17 protein-coding genes are annotated in these 17,793 nt (G+C 72.6%); 14 read left to right on the top strand and 3 right to left on the bottom strand.

Annotated elements, in window-relative coordinates; translation table 11 throughout:
• Positions 1-801 carry a MerR family transcriptional regulator gene (locus LUM46_RS13290; protein WP_274994511.1) on the top strand — a complete coding sequence of 267 codons (801 nt, stop codon included), beginning with the start codon at positions 1-3 and terminating at the stop codon, positions 799-801.
• Here the strand turns inward: LUM46_RS13290 and LUM46_RS13285 are convergent.
• Entirely contained in the window at positions 788-1,279 is a 492-nt protein-coding gene (locus LUM46_RS13285; protein ID WP_274994510.1) for a PH domain-containing protein, read from the bottom strand. The genes LUM46_RS13290 and LUM46_RS13285 overlap by 14 nt on opposite strands.
• Before the next feature lie 33 nt (positions 1,280-1,312).
• Positions 1,313-1,993 carry a histidine phosphatase family protein gene (locus LUM46_RS13280; protein WP_274994509.1) on the bottom strand — a complete coding sequence of 227 codons (681 nt, stop codon included), beginning with the start codon at positions 1,991-1,993 and terminating at the stop codon, positions 1,313-1,315.
• A 180-nt stretch (positions 1,994-2,173) separates the two neighbouring features.
• Between LUM46_RS13280 and LUM46_RS13275 the strand changes: the two genes are divergently transcribed.
• The 10 genes from LUM46_RS13275 to LUM46_RS13230 all read left to right on the top strand — a co-directional run bounded on the left by LUM46_RS13275 (position 2,174) and on the right by LUM46_RS13230 (position 13,235).
• Positions 2,174-3,250 carry a helix-turn-helix domain-containing protein gene (locus LUM46_RS13275; RefSeq protein WP_274994508.1) on the top strand — a complete coding sequence of 359 codons (1,077 nt, stop codon included), beginning with the start codon at positions 2,174-2,176 and terminating at the stop codon, positions 3,248-3,250.
• A gap of 65 nt (positions 3,251-3,315) precedes the next feature.
• On the top strand, positions 3,316-5,145 hold the full coding sequence (locus LUM46_RS13270) for an FAD-dependent oxidoreductase (RefSeq protein ID WP_274994506.1): 1,830 nt from the start codon (positions 3,316-3,318) through the stop codon (positions 5,143-5,145).
• Positions 5,138-6,031, top strand: coding sequence for an intradiol ring-cleavage dioxygenase (locus LUM46_RS13265; RefSeq protein WP_274994505.1), 894 nt, complete (start codon positions 5,138-5,140; stop codon positions 6,029-6,031). The genes LUM46_RS13270 and LUM46_RS13265 overlap by 8 nt, the downstream gene beginning before the upstream one ends.
• A gap of 76 nt (positions 6,032-6,107) precedes the next feature.
• On the top strand, positions 6,108-7,403 hold the full coding sequence (locus LUM46_RS13260; RefSeq protein WP_274994504.1) for an ABC transporter substrate-binding protein: 1,296 nt from the start codon (positions 6,108-6,110) through the stop codon (positions 7,401-7,403).
• 63 nt (positions 7,404-7,466) lie between these two features.
• Positions 7,467-8,255: an ABC transporter ATP-binding protein gene (locus LUM46_RS13255; protein ID WP_274994503.1), complete on the top strand. Its 789-nt coding sequence runs from the start codon at positions 7,467-7,469 to the stop codon at positions 8,253-8,255.
• Positions 8,252-9,070 carry an ABC transporter ATP-binding protein gene (locus tag LUM46_RS13250; RefSeq protein ID WP_274994500.1) on the top strand — a complete coding sequence of 273 codons (819 nt, stop codon included), beginning with the start codon at positions 8,252-8,254 and terminating at the stop codon, positions 9,068-9,070. The genes LUM46_RS13255 and LUM46_RS13250 overlap by 4 nt, the downstream gene beginning before the upstream one ends.
• Complete coding sequence (locus LUM46_RS13245) at positions 8,992-9,891, top strand: branched-chain amino acid ABC transporter permease (RefSeq protein WP_274994498.1); 900 nt, start codon at positions 8,992-8,994, stop codon at positions 9,889-9,891. Before LUM46_RS13250 ends, LUM46_RS13245 begins: the two co-directional genes overlap by 79 nt.
• Positions 9,888-10,934, top strand: a complete 1,047-nt coding sequence (locus LUM46_RS13240) for a branched-chain amino acid ABC transporter permease (RefSeq protein WP_274994497.1) — start codon at positions 9,888-9,890, stop codon at positions 10,932-10,934. Before LUM46_RS13245 ends, LUM46_RS13240 begins: the two co-directional genes overlap by 4 nt.
• Positions 10,935-11,095: 161 nt before the next feature.
• Complete coding sequence (locus LUM46_RS13235; protein ID WP_274994496.1) at positions 11,096-11,236, top strand: hypothetical protein; 141 nt, start codon at positions 11,096-11,098, stop codon at positions 11,234-11,236.
• A gap of 526 nt (positions 11,237-11,762) precedes the next feature.
• A complete protein-coding gene (locus LUM46_RS13230; RefSeq protein WP_274994495.1) occupies positions 11,763-13,235 on the top strand; it encodes a class-II fumarase/aspartase family protein in 1,473 nt (490 codons plus the stop codon).
• Between the two features lie 113 nt (positions 13,236-13,348).
• On the opposite strand, the gene LUM46_RS13225 is transcribed toward LUM46_RS13230, so the two are convergent.
• Positions 13,349-13,960 carry a ribonuclease H family protein gene (locus LUM46_RS13225; protein WP_274994494.1) on the bottom strand — a complete coding sequence of 204 codons (612 nt, stop codon included), beginning with the start codon at positions 13,958-13,960 and terminating at the stop codon, positions 13,349-13,351.
• Positions 13,961-14,104: 144 nt separating this feature from the next.
• On the opposite strand from LUM46_RS13225, the gene LUM46_RS13220 reads away from it, so the two are divergent.
• The 3 genes from LUM46_RS13220 to LUM46_RS13210 form a co-directional block, all read left to right on the top strand.
• Complete coding sequence (locus LUM46_RS13220; RefSeq protein ID WP_374726961.1) at positions 14,105-15,337, top strand: VIT1/CCC1 transporter family protein; 1,233 nt, start codon at positions 14,105-14,107, stop codon at positions 15,335-15,337.
• A 225-nt stretch (positions 15,338-15,562) separates the two neighbouring features.
• Positions 15,563-17,092 (top strand): hypothetical protein, encoded by a 1,530-nt coding sequence (locus LUM46_RS13215; protein WP_274994493.1) that lies wholly within the window; start codon positions 15,563-15,565, stop codon positions 17,090-17,092.
• Positions 17,093-17,525: 433 nt separating this feature from the next.
• A partial coding sequence (locus LUM46_RS13210) for a hypothetical protein (protein ID WP_274994491.1) occupies positions 17,526-17,793 on the top strand: 268 nt, incomplete at its 3' end.

The following is a 17,793-nucleotide window of genomic DNA, read 5'->3' as shown; positions in this document are numbered from 1 at the left end:
ATGACGCAAGACGACCGACCACCGCTCCGGACCGCTGACGTCGCGCGCGAGTCGGGGTACTCCGTGCAGCAGGTCCGGGACCTGGAACGGCTCGGTGTGCTCCCGCCCGCCGTGCGTGCGGCCAACGGGTACCGGACCTACACGGCCGTGCACGTCCGGGCGCTGGCCGCCTACCGCGGGCTCGCGAGCGCCGCCGGGCCGGTGCCGGCGCGGCGTCTGCTCGCCCGGCTGTTCGGCGGGGCGCAGCCTGGGGAGGTCCGGCCCAGCGAGCCGGCGCTCGGCCTCGCCGACGCCGCTGCCGCGGTCGGCGCCGTGCACGTCACGCTCGCGCGGGAGCGGGACGAGGTGCTTCGCGCGCGGGAAGCGCTGCGCGCCATCCAGAGCGAGGCGGGGGTGCCGGGCGCCGACATCGCCGGCGACACCATGACCGTCACCGAGCTCGCCGCCGCCCTCGGTGTACGCGCGTCCACGCTCCGGTTCTGGGAGCAGGAAGGGCTGGCGGTCCCGGAGCGTGTGACCACCCTGCGCGCCCGCCAGTACGGGACCGGGGCGATCCGGGAGGCGCGCATCGTCGCGGCCCTGCGCGGCAGCGGGTACGGCATCCCCGCCGTGCGGGACGTCGTCGCGACCCTGCGTCGGGTCGACGGTGTCGTCGAGGGTGTGGCGGAGGCCGAGCGGATCCTGGGCGGGCGGCTCGACCAGATCGCGGCGCGCACGGTGGCCCTGCTGCGCGCGGGCGCCGACCTGGCCGCTGTCCTCGACGGTCCGCGGCCCGCCGGGCCCGACGTCAGTCGTCGCTGAGCTGCTGGCCCTGGCGCACCAGGTCCTGCAGGGTGCGCTGCACCTGCTCGACGTCGGGCACGTCGTCGAGCACCATGCCCGGCTGGTCGGTGCCGTCGGAGATCACGAGGGTGCCGCAGCCCCAGAACCGGTCGGTGAGCTGCTTCTCGAACGTCACGTTGTTGATCCGGTAGAGCGGGATGTCCCGGCCGGTCTGCGTGACGATGCCGGTGCGCAGCGCGACACGCTGGTTGGTGATGGTGTAGCGCGTGGTGCGCCAGCGCAGGAACGGCCCGACGGCGGCGGACAGCCCCAGCACCACGAGGATGAGGGTGCCGAACCACAGCACGATCTGGTCGACCGGCACGGGCAGCACCCACAGGGCGACCAGGACCGCGAGCAGCACCACCAGCAGGAGGATCGGCTTGATGACCTTCTTCGGGTGCGTGCGGAGCTGCATCACGATGGTCTCGCCCTCGGCGAGGTGCTCTTCCCTCATTCCGCGAATACTGCCCTACTGCGTGACCGGGATCTACTGTGCGGCCAGGTTCCATCCCTCGATGGTGCGCAGGCCGTGCCCGTACCCGAGCTGGCAGACGGCGGCGGTGCCCAGCTCGAACCGCGCCCCGAGCCGGGGGTCCACGCCGAGCCAGACCGCGGCGAGCACGCGCAGCAGGTGACCGTGCGCCACGAGCAGCACGTCGCCGCCGCTGTCCCCGGCTCGGGCCCGGCCGGCGAGGGTCTCCTCCGCGCGGGCCAGCACGCGCGCCGCCCGTACCGCGACCTCGTCCAGCGTCTCGCCGGGGCGGCCGTCGGCGTGCTCGGCCGACGGCGGCAGCACGCGCACGCCGTCGTCGAAGATGAGGAACTCTCGCCCCAGCTCCGCGGACACGTCGGCCGAGGTGCGGCCGTCGACGGGGCCGTAGTCCCACTCGGCGAGGTCCTCGTCGACGACGGCGTCGGGGTAGCCCGCCAGCTCCGCCGTGTGCCGTGCCCGGACCAGCGGCGAGGTGTAGACGGCCGCGAACTCGTAGTCGGCGAGGGTCGCCCCGGCGAACCGTGCCTGCTCCTCACCGGCCGGGGTGAGCGGGATGTCGGTGCGGCCCGTGTGCTGCCCGCTCGCGCTCCACTCGGTCTCGCCGTGCCGCAGGAGCACGAGCTGGGGGTCGCGGGAGGGCTTCAGGCGCTGCGGCCGTGGCTCGGTGTCAGGCATAGGTGGAGCATCCCGCGCCTGGCGGTCGCCCGCACCCGCTGCCCGCGCCGGACGCTCGCCATACGGCCTGACCTGCTCGAACACGGCGAACAGCTGCCAGGTCGACACGCCAGGTCAACACGCCGCGGGATCACCGCGAATCCTGGTGCGGCTCCGTGCGCTGGACCTACTGTGAGCACCGTGACCCGTGCCACACCGGCGTCGCACGGCGCCGTCGACCGCTTCTCCACGCGAGGCCTGCCCGCAGCGCGGCGGATCGAGCTGTGGGAGGAGCACAACGCCCACGCCCTGGTGGCGTTGCAGTGCCGCATGCTCGACGAGTCGGCGCTCGAGGCCGCGGAGGCGAACCTCCAGCTGGACCGGTTGCACCTGGCGCACGTCGAGGCCAACCCGCACGCCGTCGAACGCACCGCGCGCACCGTGCGCTCTCGCCCCACCGAGTCGGTGGCCCTGTACTTCACGCTCGCCGGTGCGGCGCTCTTCGCCGACGCCGACGGCACCCGGACGCTGCGCCCCGGCCAGCTCCTGGTCTGCGACGCCGACCGGCCGTTCCTGCGCGGCTTCGAGCAGGGCCTGGAGGAGCTGGCGGTCAAGGTGCCCTACGACGTGCTGCGGTCCGTGGGCGGCACCATGCCGCGCACCGCGCGGGTGATCGACTTTCGCGGGCGGGCCGGACCGGGCGGGAGAACCGCCCCGGCGTGGGGCGCGGGCTCGTATGCGGCGGCGCTGGCCGCACTCGTCGCGCGTGCCGTGGGGTCACGGGGGGACGGCTCGGCGGACGAGGACGCGCTGCTCGAGCTGGTCACCGCGGTGCTGGCGCAGCCGGACACGGCCGGGGTCGGGTCGACGGCCGCCGGAGCACCGTCGACGGCCAGGCCCCCGGCCGCCGGGACGTCGACGACGGGGGCGCACTTCGCCGCGGCAGAGCAGTACGTGCGGCAGTGGCTGCGCGACCCCACGCTGTCCGCGCGCCGCATCGCCGACGCGATCGGGTTGAGCGAGCGGCAGCTCTCGCGCGTGTTCGCCGAGCGGGGCACGAGCGTGCCGCGGTTCGTCGCCCGGCGCCGGGTGGAGATGGCGGGCCGCATGCTGCGCATGCCCTCCTACGCGGAGCAGACGGTCGAGGCTATCGGCCTGCGCTGCGGCTTCTCGTCGGCCGCGCAGTTCTCGCGCGTGTTCCGGGAGCAGTCGGGCATGTCGCCGTCGGAGGCTCGCCGGTACACCGGCCCGGCACACCCGCTCCCCATCGGTTCTTGAGAATTTCCGCCGACTTTCGTGGGCAGGTCTTTTCCCTGGTCGGAGGCCCACGGCAGCCTGTGCGCATGCCTGAGTTCGACGACGGTCAGACAGAGACCGCACTGCCCAGCAGCCCTGCCGGCACCACGCCCACCGACGTCGTCGTCGAGACGGACGTGCTCGTCGTCGGCTCCGGCCCGGCGGGCGCGTCGGCCGCTCTGTTCCTGTCCAGCCTGGGGATCGGCAACATCATGATCACCAAGTACCGCTGGACGGCGAACACGCCCCGAGCGCACATCACCAACCAGCGGACCATGGAGATCTTCCGGGACCTGGGGATCGAGGACCAGGTCCTCGCGGACGCCACGCCGCACGAGCTCGTGGGCGACACGGTGTTCTGCACGACGATCGCGGGCGAGGAGATCGGCCGCATCCTCACCTGGGAGACGCACCCCGCGCGCGAGGCGGACGCCCGCCTCGCCTCGCCGTCGCTCACGGTGGACATCCCGCAGACGTACCTCGAGCCGATCCTGGTGAAGAACGCCACCGAGCGGGGCACCCAGTCGCGGTTCTCCACGCAGTACCTGAGCCACACCCAGGACGCCGACGGCGTCAGCACCCGCGTGCTCGACCGGGTCACCGGCACCGAGTACACGATCCGGTCGAAGTACCTGATCGGCGGCGACGGGGCGCGCTCCCAGGTGGCGGCCGACATCGGCCTGCCGTTCGAGGGCGCCATGGACATCGCCGGCTCCATGAACATCACGTTCAAGGCCGACCTCACCGACCTCGTCGGTCACCGTCCGTCCGTCCTGTACTGGGTGCTGCAGCCCGGCTCCGACGTCGGCGGGATCGGTGCGGGCCTGGTCCGCATGGTCCGGCCGTGGAACGAGTGGCTGATCGTCTGGGGCTACGACATCGCGGGCGACCCGCCGCAGCTGGACGACGCGGCAGCGGCCGAGATCGTGCGGCAGCTGGTCGGCGTCGACGACCTCGACGTCGAGATCACGGGCTACTCGCTGTGGGGCAACAACCAGATGTACGCGACGCACCTGCAGAAGGGGCGCGTCTTCTGTGCGGGCGACGCCGTGCACCGGCACCCGCCGAGCAACGGCCTGGGCTCGAACACGTCGGTCCAGGACGCGTACAACCTGGCGTGGAAGATCGCCGCGGTCCTGAACGGGCAGGCGGCGCCGTCCCTGCTGGACACCTACTCGACCGAGCGCGCGCCGATCGCCGAGCAGATCGTGCTGCGGGCCAACAAGTCCGGCGGCGAGTTCCGGTTCATGGAGGTGCTCGGCGTGCTCGACGCCGAGACCCCGGAGGCGATGCAGGCCGCGATCGACGAGCGCAAGGCCAACACCCCGGCCGGGGAGGCCAAGCGTGCGGCGCTCGTGGAGGCGATGGACCTTAAGCACTACGAGTTCAACGCACACGGTGTGGACATGGGGCAGTTCTACGAGTCCGCCGCGGTCGTCGCTGACGGTTCTCCCCAGCCTGTGGACGAGCGCGACCCGGAGCTCTACTACGAGCAGTCCACGGTCCCGGGCGCCCGGTTCCCGCACGTCTGGGTGGCCGACCCCGCCGGCTACAAGCGCTCGACCCACGACCTGGTGCCGTACGGGCGGTTCACGCTGGTCACCGGCATCGCCGGGGAGGCATGGGCCGACGCGGCGGCCACGGTGGCCGACGAGCTCGGCGTGCCGCTCGGGACGGTGGTCATCGGACCCGGCCGCGAGGTGATCGACACCTACTACGACTGGGCGAAGATGCGGGGCGTCGAGGAGTCGGGCGCGATCCTGGTGCGTCCCGACGCGCACGTGGCATGGCGAGCGCAGACGCTCGCCGCCGACCCCGCGGGCGCCCTCGGCGACGCGCTCAGGGCGGTGCTCGGGCGGAGCGACCAGGATGGCTGAGGACGACCACGCGGCGGCCCCGGAGCAGGCCGCCCGGGAGCAGGACCTCACCGACCGGGTGGTGGCGTCGTTCGACCGTGCCGGCGACGAGCGACTGAAGACCGTCATGCAGGCCCTGACCCGGCACCTGCACGCGTTCCTGCGCGAGGTGCGGCTCACCGAGGACGAGTGGAACAAGGGCATCGAGTTCCTCACGGCTGCCGGGCACATCACCGACGACAGACGGCAGGAGTTCATCCTGCTGTCCGACGTGCTGGGCGCCTCCATGCAGACCATCGCCATCAACAACGAGGCGTACGGGTCCGCGACGGAGGCCACGGTGTTCGGACCGTTCTTCATGGACGACGCCCCGCGTATCGAGAACGGCGGGGACATCGCCGGCGGCGCCACGGGGCAGCCCTGCTGGGTGGAGGGCACCGTCACCGACACGTCGGGCCGGCCGGTGCGGGGAGCCCGGATCGAGGTGTGGGAGGCCGACGAGGACGGGTTCTACGACGTCCAGTACGGCGACGAGCGCACCGCGGGGCGCGCGCACCTCTACTCGGACGACGACGGCGGGTACCGGTTCTGGGGCATCACGCCCACGCCGTACCCGATCCCGCACGACGGGCCGGTGGGCGCGCTGCTCGCGGCCACGGGCCGGTCGCCCCTGCGTGCCGCGCACCTGCACTTCATGGTGACCGCGCCGGGGCTCCGCACCCTGGTGACCCACATCTTCGTGCGCGGCGACGAGCTGCTCGCCTCGGACTCCGTGTTCGGGGTCAAGGACTCGCTCGTCATGGACTTCGAGGAGCTGCCGGCGGGCACCCCGACGCCGGACGGCCGCGCGGTGGCGGGCACGTGGTCGCGCACCCGCTTCGACATGGTGCTCGCCCCGCGCGAGTGACCGGCGCCACCCGCACCACTGGAAGTCACGGCACCACCGATGTAGCACGTACCACTACTGACTTGGAGTGACGACGATGGTTCGCAACGGACGGGCACTGGCTGCCTGGGCGTCGACGGCAGTGCTGGCAGGGGCCCTCGCGGGCTGCGGCGACGTCGGCGGCGGCACGATCGGCGGCGACGGCGGGGAGGAGGACGTCCTCCGGATCGGGTTCGTCTCGACCGAGACCGGCTCGTCGGCCCCGTTCGGCGAGGCCAACGCCTACGTGATCGAGGCGATGGAGGAGTGGTTCGCGGACAACCCGGTCACGGTCGACGGGAGCGAGCACGCCGTCGAGATCATCGTGAAGGACTCGCAGTCCAGCTCGGCCCGCGCGGGCGAGGTGGCGGCCGAGCTGATCAACAGCGACGGCGTCGACCTGGTGCTGACCTCGTCCACGCCGGACATCACCAACCCCGTCTCGGAGCAGTGCGAGGCGAACCAGGTCCCGTGCATCTCGACGGTCGCGCCCTGGCAGCCGTTCGCGATCCGCGAGGGTGACCAGCCGGCCGACCTCGAGTACAGCTATCACGCGTTCTGGGGCCTCGAGGACGTGTCGGCGGTCTACGCGGACATGTGGAGCCAGGTCGACACCAACTCCCAGGCGGCCGGCCTGTTCCCGAACGACCCGGACGGCCAGGCCTGGAGCGCGAACTTCCCCGCCCTCACGGCCGACACCGGCGTCACGATCGACGATCCGGGCCTGTACCCGAACGGGACCCAGGACTTCTCGGCGCAGCTCTCCGCGTTCAAGGGCCACGACATCCTCGTGGGCGTGCCGATCCCGCCTGACTTCACCACGTTCTGGCAGCAGGCGGGCCAGCAGGGCTACCAGCCGAAGATCGCGACGATCGGCAAGGCACTGCTCTTCCCGTCGGCGGTCGAGGCCCTGGGCAACGAGGGCGACGGCCTCACCTCCGAGGTCTGGTGGCACCCGACGGCACCGTTCTCCTCGTCCCTGACGGGACAGACGGCGCAGGAGCTGGCTGACCAGTACGAGGCCGACACCGGCAAGCAGTGGACCCAGCCGCTCGGCTTCGCGGAGGCCCTGTTCGAGATCACCGTCGCTGCCGTCGAGGAGGCCGGTTCCACCGAGCCGGACGCGATCACCGAGGCGCTGTCCACCCTCCAGGTCTCCACCGTGGTCGGCGACGTCGCCTGGGGCGTCGACGACAGCGTCCCGCCGTATGTCGCCAAGACCCCGCTGGTCGGTGGCCAGTGGCGCCTGGACGAGGGGGAGGACGAGGGCGCGCACCCGTACGAGCTCGTGGTCGTCTCCAACGAGCTGGCCCCGGAGATCCCGGCGGGCGGCGAGGTAGAACCCCTCCGATAGACCCGCACCTCGACCCGCACCGCACCGTTGGTCGAGCCTGCCGAGACCCCGAAAGGAGTGACCGTGCCCCTGCTGGAGGTGTCCGGCGTCGCCAAGCGCTTCGGCCGGGTCGTCACGGCCCGCGACGTGTCGTTCGAGGTCTCCGCCGGTGAGGCGCTCGGCCTCGTCGGGCCGAACGGGGCGGGCAAGACCACGCTCCTCGACATCGTCGCGGGCACGCAGCGGGCCGACGCCGGGACGGTGGCGCTCGACGGACGGGACATCACCCGGCTCGGCGCCGCAGCCCGTGCCGACCGGGGCATCGCACGGTCGTACCAGGTGCCGCGACCCTTCGGTGGGCTCACCGTGTACGAGAACGCCCTGGTCGGGGCGTCGTTCGCCGGGCGGAGACACACGAGGACGGGGCCGCCCCGGGACGCGCGTGCCCAGGCCTGGCACGCGCTCGAGGTGACGGGCCTGACCGGCGTGGCCAACACGCCGTCGGGCAGCCTGCGCCTGCTGGACCGCAAGCGGCTGGAGGTCGCGCGAGCCCTCGCGGCCGGCCCGCGACTCCTTCTCCTGGACGAGATCGCCGGCGGCCTCACCGACCGCGAGCTGCCACAGGTGGTGGACCTCGTGCGCCGCCTGCGGGACGACGGCGTGGCAGTCGTCTGGATCGAGCACGTGCTGCACGCGCTGCTCGGCGTGGTGGACCGGCTGATGTGCCTCGCCGGCGGGGAGGTGATCGCCCAGGGCGACCCGCACGAGGTGATCCGCAGCCCGCAGGTGGTCGAGGTGTACCTGGGCTCGACGGTCGACGCCGTGGACGCGGGCTCCGAGCCGGCGACGGAGCCCACCGGGGAGACGGCATGAACGTCCTGGACGTGACCGGCCTCGAGGTCCGGTACGGCGACCTGACTGCGGTGGACGGCGTGTCGCTGTCCGTCGCCGAGGGCGAGACCCTCGCGGTGCTCGGCGCCAACGGCGCGGGCAAGTCCACGCTGCTGGCGGCGCTCGCCGGGACGCACCTGCCGACGTCGGGCAGCGTGCTGCTCGACGGCGAGCCGGTCACCCGGGTGCCCGCCCACCGGCGGGTGCGGCGCGGGATCGCGCTCGTGCCCGAGGGGCGGCGTGTCTTCGGCTCGCTCACCGTCGAGGAGAACCTGCTCATGGGCCGCTGGCCCAAGCGCCCCGGGCCGTGGGACCTGCGCGCCGTGTACGAGATGTTTCCGCTGGTGGCAGAGATGAGGGACCGACGGGGCGGCGTCCTGTCCGGCGGGCAGCAGCAGGCTGTCGCGATCGGCCGTGCGCTCCTGGCGAACCCGCGCGTGCTGCTGCTCGACGAGGTGTCGCTCGGGCTCGCGCCCACCGTCGTGGCGCAGCTCTACGACGCGGTGCGGCGGATCACCGCGTCGGGCACCACCGCGCTCGTCGTCGAGCAGGACCTGGACCAGGCGCTGCGGGTGGCCGACCGGGTCCAGTGCCTCCTCGGCGGCCGGACCGTGCTGGAGGCGCCGGCTGCCGGCCTGGACCGTGACACCGTCGCGGACGCCTACTTCGGCATCACCCACCCCCCACCGAAATGGAACGCAACGAGACCGGAGGAACGATGGACTGGCTCAACGCCGGCGTGCAGGGAGTGCTGCTCGGCGGGCAGTACGCCCTGCTGGCCTGCGGCCTGTCGCTGATCTTCGGCGTGATGCGCATCGTCAACCTGGCGCACGGCGTGCTCGCGGTGCTCGCCGCCTACCTCACGCTGGTCCTGGTGCAGCAGGGCCTGCCGCTGTGGCTCGCGACCGTCGTGGTCGTCCCGCTGTTCGCGGCCCTCGGCTACGCGGTGCAGCGGGGCCTGTTCAACCCGGCGCTCGCCCAGGTCGGCCGGGACCCGGCCGACGGCCCGCGCGGCGCGGGTGAGCTCGCGCCGCTGCTCGTGTCGTTCGGCGTCGCCGTGGCGCTCACGAACCTGCTCCAGGAGGTCTTCAGCGCGGACACCCGCACCATCCCCACGGGCGGACTGGCCTCGGCGGGCCTGCCCGTCGGCAGCCTCTCGGTCGGCGTCCTGCCGCTGCTCACCCTGGCCGTGGCGGCGTCGGTCATCGCGACGGTCCAGCTCCTCCTGGCCCGCACCTCCACGGGCCGCGCCATGCGCGCCGTCGCGGACGACGCCGGCGCCGCCGCCATGACCGGCGTCGACCCGCGGCACATGTATGCGGTGGCGACCGCGCTCGCCTTTGCGACGCTGGGGCTCGCGGGCGTGTTCGTCGGCATGAGCACGCAGTTCTCGCCGGGCTACGGAGAGCTCGTTCTGCTGTTCGCGTTCGAGGCGGTGATCATCGGCGGGCTGGGCTCGTTGTGGGGCACGCTCGCCGGCGGCATGGTCCTGGGCCTGGCCCAGACGATCGGCGCGCAGACCGACCCGCAGTCCGGGGTGCTCGCCGGGCACCTCGTCTTCCTCGCCGTCCTCGTGGTCCGGCCGGGCGGCCTCATGCCGAGGAGCGTGCAGGAATGAGCGACGCCGGTGCGGCCCGAGCTGCCACCCGGACGATCACGCGCGGCGGGCGCGGATCGCTGGCCGGTGGGGGCGTCCTGCTGGTCGTGGTCGTCCTGCTCGCCGCGGTCGTGCCCTACGTGGTGACCCTGGGCGCGCTGTCGAGCCTCGTGATGCTCTTCGCCCTCGTGATACTCGGTACCACCTGGAACCTGCTCGCGGGGTACGGCGGCATGGTGAGCGTCGGCCAGCAGGCGTACGTCGGCGTGGGCGGGTACGCCCTGATCCAGCTCGCCGACGCCGTCGGGGCCCCGCTGTGGCTGGCCGTGCCAGCCGCCGGCCTGGTCGGTGCCGCGATCGCCCTGCCCACGAGCTACCTCGTGTTCCGCCTGGCCGGCGGGTACTTCGCCATCGGCACCTGGGTCGTGGCGGAGGTGTTCCGGCTCGTCACCATGCGGATCGACGGGCTCGGTGGCGGGACCGGGCTCTCCCTCAGCGCCTTCCGCGGCACCGACCGGGTGGAGCGGGTCGCCTTCGTCTACTGGTTCGCGCTGGCGCTCATGGTCGCCGTCGTGCTCGGGACGTACCTGCTCATGCGCTCCCGCGTGGGACTCGGCCTCACCGCGATCCGTGACGACCGCGTCGCCGCGAGCAGCCTGGGCGTAGCGGTGGACCGGGGCAGGCGCCTCGTCTACGTCGCAGGATCGGGCGGTGCGGCGCTCGCGGGTGCCCTCGTGGCGCTGAGCACGCTCGGGGTGACGCCGGGATCGATCTACTCCGTGAGCTGGACCGCCGCGATGATCTTCATCGTGGTGGTCGGCGGGATCGGGACCATCGAGGGCCCGCTCGTCGGGGCAGTCCTCTACTGGGCGCTGCAGCAGGCACTGGCACCGCTCGGCACCTGGTACCTGGTGGTGCTCGGCGCGGTGGCGGTGGCAGTGGTCCTCCTGGCGCCGCGCGGCCTCTGGGGCCTGGTGGCAGGCCGCTACCAGCTGTTCCCCACCGGGTACCGCGTGCGCGGTGTCCCTCCGGGCGCCGCCGTCGCGCCCAGGGCGGACGGGTAGCACCAACGAGCGTGCCCGCGGCAAAGTTCTGACGGCGCGATGAGGCAGATGTCACAGGCACTTCAGTCGACGGCGCGACTCGGTATCAACGAAAATAGTTGATCCGCACAGAGCGGTGAACCACGTGCACCGTAGCCGTACGCCTGCACCGGAGGAGGATCATGACGGACGCCGACGACGCCCAGTACCACTCCATCGCCAACCCTCGCCGCACCACGCTCCTGCATCGAAGCGCCACCGAGGCCTTCGCGCCTCAACGCGAGCAACACGAAGCCCCGGCCGACGACGCGTCCGCGGGCTGACCGCACCACGCTCGCGCCGCACCAGCCGGTGCCTCGACGGAGAGCCCGGCCGCACGCCCCTCGACGGCACGTGCGGCCGGGTTCTCTGCGTCGGCGGCCTGCCCTGCGTTCTCGCCATGTGAGACGACGAACGAGCACCAGGAAAGTTCACCCGTCGCCGGTCACCGCCCGGTCACTGCCCTGCAGAACGGCAGGTTGCGGGCCCTCCGGGAACCGGCGATCCGTGTGACAGGCCTCACTCCCGTTACATTCCCGAAACAGTTCGGCTAATCTGGGGGCGGTTTCTTCTCCCATCATTCGGAACAGCAACTCGGTGCATCGAGCAATCGGCACAGTGCGTTCAGCACGGCAGGCCGGCGGGCAAGGCTCCACGGCGGCCGGTGCGGTGGAGAAGGAGACCGCCGGCAGACCGGCCCCGTACCCGGGTCAGACCTGTCAGTGCACGTCCAGTCACGTACGGCGAGAAAACTGAGTGGGGAAACCAGAAATGCACAGCGAATCGATTCGACACTTTACTGACGGACGCGTGCCCGACGCCGGGATCGCGCACCTCTTCAGCGTCGAGAACCGATTCCAGGCGCGGCTCGACGTCGAGGCCGCGCTCGCACTGGCCGAGGCCGAGGTCGGCCTGATCCCGGAGCCGGCAGGGGAGGCGATCGCGCAGGCGGCACAGATCGAGAAGCTCGACCTCGACCGGGTGGCGGCCGAGACGGTGTCGGCGAGCCACCCTCTGATGCCGCTCATCGAGGAGTTCGCCCGCGTGGTCGGGCGCGAGCACGGTGGATGGGTGCACTGGGGTGCCACCACGCAGAACATCACGCAGACGGCCGACGTGCTGGTGCTGCGTGACGCGCACCGCGCCGTCAAGGACCTGCTCGCCAAGGTGCTGCGCGGCATGTCGAAGCAGGCCGACGCCTCCGCAGCGGTGCCGATGGCGGGCCGTACGCACAGCCAGCACGCCGTCCCGATCACCTTCGGCTTCAAGGTGGCGGTCTGGATCGACGAGCTCACGGCCCACACCGACCGGCTCGAGCGCCTCGAGGACCGGCTGTTCCGGGTGCTCATGGGCGGCGCCGTCGGCACGTTCGCGTCGTTCGGGCCGGCCGGTCGCGAGGTCGAGCGCCGGGTCGCCAACCACCTCGGGCTGGGCACCATGCCCGTCCCGTCACGCGCGATCAACGACGGCATCGTGGAGCTGGTGCTCGTCCTCGGCCAGGTGGCCGGCACCGCGGGCAAGATCGGCAAGGACATCTACTCGATGATGCAGCCGGAGTTCGGCGAGGCGTTCGAGCCCATCCCGGACGGGACCGTCGGCAGCTCGACCATGCCGCACAAGCGCAACCCGCAGCTCGCCCTCGACCTCCTGTCGATGAGTGCACAGCTCCGTGCGCTCGCCGCACCGGCGCTCGAGGCGATGCAGCACGACCACGAGGCGAACGGCGGCATGACCGACCTCCTGGAGGAGACGGTCAAGCGCGCCACGGTGCTCGGCGGCGACATCCTGACCCGGCTCGACGTCATCCTCGACGGGCTGGAGCTGGACGAGCAGCGGATGCGGTCGAACCTCGCCCTCAGCGAGGGGCTCATCGGCTCGGAGTCGCTCATGATGGAGCTGGGCGAGCGCATCGGTCGGCAGAAGGCGCACGAGGTCGTGTACGAGGTGGCGCAGGAGTCCGCCGTCGGCGACGAGCGGTTCCTCGACCTGCTGGTGCGGAACACCACGGTCAGCGCCTACTTCGACCGCGACGAGATCCGCCGCCTGATCGACCCGAGCGCCTACCTGGGCGAGAGCATCACCATCGCGCACGAGATGGCGCAGCACGCGCGCGCCGTCGCCGACCGGCTCGAGTTCAGCGCCCGTACGGCGAAGCCTGTTCCGCTCTTCCTGCGGGAGGCGGCCAGGAAGGACGACGGCGCCGACGACGCCGACCCGGCCACCACCGGCCGGGTCGCCCCGGCCGCCCGGACCGCTGACGACCTCCTGCTGGCCGGCCTGTAGCCCGTCCTCGCACCAGACGCGGACTGCGGCCCTGACCCGACGCACCTGGTACGTCGGGTCAGGGCCGCAGCTCTGTCCCCGGCCGAACGACCGTCGGTCGAACTCGGTCGAGCTCAGTCGAACAGGGTGTCCGCGACCCACGTCCGGCCGGCCGCGGTCCCGACCGGGGCAGGCGGCGTGACGCGGGCAGAGGGCTCCGGCGTCTCCGCGGCGGCGCTCGCGTGGCGCAGCTCGGCGTCCGGGATCATCCCGGCGTCCGGCACGAGCATCTCGCCGACACCGCCACGTCCCGCGTCCCACTCCTCGGCGGCGAAGCCGGCGAGCTGGTCGACGCGCTCGTTGTAGGGGTTGCCGACGTGCCCCCGTACCCAGTGGAAGCGGACCGGGCCCGTGCGTTCCGTGACGGCACGGTCGATGCCCTGCACGAGGTCGAGATTCGGGACGGGATCGCCGGACGGGGAGCGCCAGTCGTTGCGCTTCCATCCTTCGGACCACTCGGACACTGATCGGATGGCGTACTGCGAGCCGGACTCCACGAGCAGGGGCTCGTCACCCGGGTGGGCCTCGATCGCCCGCAGCAAGGCCGAGAGCGCGGCTACCTGGTCGTTTCCTCGGGCAGCGCCGCCCGAGTCGAACTGGCCGCCCGCGTGGTTGATCCACGCCCATCCGATCGCGCCGCCGGGTGCGGCCGACCCGTGCGTGCTGACGATGATCACGGCGTCCATTGTGCATCCTTCTGCTCGTGAATCCGTACGGCAGGCCGGGGAACGGGAGGTTCGGCCCCGGACGGGCACGGAGTTCGGCCGGGCGAAAAACCTCCGCTGGAGCCACGAAACCCACGCCCCGTGATCCGTGGGCATGATGACGTCGTGCCCCACATACCTTCCGACCCGGCCCGACGCTCGTCCGGCAGCACCCCCACGCCCGCCGAGCGTGCGCAGGAGCTGCACCCGTCCCGCCGTCGGACCCGCGCCGACGTCCGGCGGTGGCGCCGGCTGCTCGCGGACGAGCGAGCCGAGGCCGCGGTCTACCGTGACCTCGCCGGACGACGCGCCGGTGAGGAGCGCGAGATCCTGCTCGCGCTCGCGCGCGCGGAGAAGAGGCACGAGTCACACTGGCTCGATCTCCTGGGCCCCGACGTCGGCGCGCCCGTGCGTGGCGACCTCCGGACCCGGGCGCTCGGCTTCCTCGCCCGCCGCTTCGGCGGCGTCTTCGTGCTGGCGCTCGCGCAGCGGGCCGAGGCCAGGTCGTCGTACGCGCACGACGCCGATGCCACGGTGACCATGGCGGCCGACGAGCAGATCCACGAGGAAGTGGTGCGGGCGCTGGCAACCCGCGGCCGGAACCGGCTGTCGGGCACGTTCCGTGCCGCCGTGTTCGGCGCGAACGACGGGCTCGTGTCGAACCTCGCGCTCGTGCTCGGCATCGGCGCCTCCGGCGTGGCGACGAGCACCGTGCTGCTGTCCGGGCTCGCCGGACTTCTCGCGGGTGCGCTCTCGATGGGTGCGGGGGAGTTCGTGTCGGTGCGCTCGCAGCGCGAGCTGCTCGAGGCGTCGTCGCCGTCGCCCGCGGCCGGCGCCGCCCTGCCGCACCTCGACGTCGACGCGAACGAGCTGGCGCTCGTGTACAGGGCCCGGGGCATGACCATCGAGGACGCGACCGCGCACGCCGACGCCGTGCTCGCCCGGCTCGCGGTCACTCCCACGGAACAGCAGGGGCCGCTCCTCCGGGTGCACGGGGCTTCCGCCGCGGAGCGTCCCGCGGACGGCACCGACTCCGCCGACGACGCGGACGACCTGGACGGCGCGGACGACCTCGAGACGCACGGGACCGCATGGGGCGCGGCGGTCTCGTCCTTCTGCTTCTTCGCGTCGGGCGCAGTGGTCCCGGTGCTGCCCTACCTGTTCGGGCTCGAGGGACTCGCCGCCGTGGTCGTCGCCACCGCGCTCGTGGGGCTCGCGCTGCTGGTGACGGGTGCCGTGGTCGGGCTGTTGTCGGGCACCTCCCCACTCACCAGGGCGCTGCGCCAGATCGCGATCGGCCTCGGCGCGGCGGGCGTCACCTATGTGCTGGGCCTCGTCTTCGGGGCCACCGTCGGGTGATCTGTGAGTTCACCCTCGGCCCCGGGATGCCCCGTTCCAATCGTGCGGATTAGCGGAAGAAGGGCGAGATAGCGCGCCTCTTCCGACATGTCGCAGTTCCTAAGCACAAAATTCGCGATCCGCAAACCGCAGATATGCAGTTGCCGAGTTCGGGAACCCCGAGCAGATTAAATGTGTATGCATGTCTGGTAGCGGCCCACACGGGGGCCGGAGAGCAGGAGACCGATGTCGAAGGACGCGCTGACGGGCACGGGGGATCACCTCCGTCGTGCTGTCGCGCGCGCCGTCGGGACCTTCGCGCTCGGCGCAGCGGGCCTCGCGCTGGGCGTCACTCTCGCGGCCCCGTCGAGCGCCGCGGAACGCGGCCCGCTCGGCTCCGTCCTCGGTGACACGGTCGAGGCGACGACGCAGACCGTCACGCGAACCACCGACCTGATCGGGCTGACCAACACCACAGCCGTCGGGGCCACGGCGGGCAGTGCCTCGGCGACGACGGAGCCGTCCGCACCCGAGCCCTCGGCTCCTGCGCCCGGCCCGGCCGCTGAGCCTGCGCCGGAAGCGGAGCCCGAGGCGCCCGTTGCCGCGGCGGAGCCCGCCGTGGCGGAGCCTGCCGCGAAGCCGGTGCCAGAGCCTGCCGCGCCTGCTCCCGGGTCGACCGGGAAGAACGAGCTCACCGGAAAGGTGGCCGAGCCGGCCACGAAGCCGGTCGCGGGGGCGGTGGACCTGGTCACCGACGGCGTGCTGAAGCCGGTGACCGAGCCTGTCAGCACGGTGACCGCACCTGTGGGTGAGGCGGTGACACGGATCACCGAGAAGCCCGTCGCGGGTGTCGCCGAGGTCGTCGAGCAGGTCTCCGACCCGATCCTCAAGCCCGTCACGGAGCAGGTCGGCGAGGCGCTCAAGCCGGTGACCGAACCTGTCGGGAAACAGCTGACCCCGGTGGCAGGACTGGTCGGGCAGGTCGTCTCCCCGCTGGCGCCGGTGCTCGGCGTGGTGACCGAGCCGCTCGCCCCGGTGACGGGCGGCGTGCTGAAGCCCGTCGTCGGCCTGGTCTCCCCGGTGACCGACGTCGTCGGTGGTGTGACCTCCCCGATCGTGCGGGCGCTCGAGCCCGCCACCGCTCCGGTCACGGACGCGCTCAAGCCGGTCCTGTCGCCGGTCGTCGGAGTCGTCGCTCCGGTGGGCGAGGGGCTGGCTCCGGTCGTCGAGCCGCTCCGCCCGATCGTGGAGCCGACCGCTCCGGCGCCGGGTGTCCTCGTGCCGGAGCTTCCCGTCCAGCCCTCGGTGCCGGACGGCCCCAGCACGGTGGCCCCGGCGGAGCAGGCCGAGGGCGCCGAGGCGACGTCCCCGGGGGCGCTGCAGGCTCCCGGTGGCGTCGCGGTCGTGGTCTGGACCTCTGCGGGCGTCCAGCACGCCATGCTCGACCTGATGCGGGAGGGCGTCCGCGAGGGCGCCACCGCATCGGACGCCGTTCTCGCCCTGAACGTCCTGACGGCGGGGGCCGCCCACGCGGGCGGCCCGAGCCTCCTCGGTGCGGACCTCCCGCTCGTTGCCGGCGGTGCCGGCAACGCCGCGGCGGCGAGCACGGCCGGTCTGCTCGGCGGCGCCCCGCAGCTGAAGGTCCCGGGCGGTGAGCTCCTCGCGGTGCTCTCCGCCCTGCTGCTCTTCCGGGCACGCTGCTGGCGCGTGGCGACCGACGAGTCGCGCGCGAGGCTCTCGCGCAGCTACACGGACATCCCTGTCTCTCCTGCCTGACCTGGCTGGGCCGCGCCTTCGCGTGCGGCATCTCCCGACGGTGAATCTGCCGTCGGCTCCACGCCAGGCAAGGAGAGACCCATGGACAGATACTTCCGACGCGTGCTCTACACGGCACTTGTCGCGGGCGGCCTCATGGTCGTCGGTGCCTCCTCCGCGCACGCCGCAGCGGAAGGTCCGCCGGCCCCGGTCGCTCACGGAGCCACCGACCCGGCCGAGGACGAGGCCGCCGTGCGCGGCGACCTCGCTGCGGCCGAGAGTGGGCTGGTGGGCGAGCTCGTCGACCGCGAGGGAATCGTCCGGTCGCTCCTGCGCGCCGACGTCCCGGGAGTGGTCGAGGGCACGCTGGGCAAGGACGGACTGGTCGACGGCCTGCTGACCGGCGTCCCGTCGGAGGGGTCCGAGGACCCTGGGCCGGGTGAGCCTGGGCCGGGTGAGCCTGGCACAGAGAACCCTGGGCCTGGAACTGGTGGGCCTGGAACTGGTGGGCCTGGAACTGGTGGGCCTGGAACTGGTGGGCCTGGAACTGGTGAGCCTGGAATTGGTGAGCCCGGAACAGGTGAGCCGGGTACTGAGGAGCCGGGAACTGAGGACCCGGGAACTGAGGAGCCAGGGATGGGCGAGCCGGGGACCGAAGATCCTGAACCGAGCAAGCCCGGAACGGGCAAGCCGGGAACCGCGAAGCCAGGAGCCGACGGTGG

Source organism: Promicromonospora iranensis, assembly GCF_028994805.1.
Lineage (GTDB): Bacteria > Actinomycetota > Actinomycetes > Actinomycetales > Cellulomonadaceae > Promicromonospora > Promicromonospora iranensis.
Note: the sequence above shows the minus strand (reverse complement) of the source record. Positions and strands in the feature narration are given on the sequence as shown.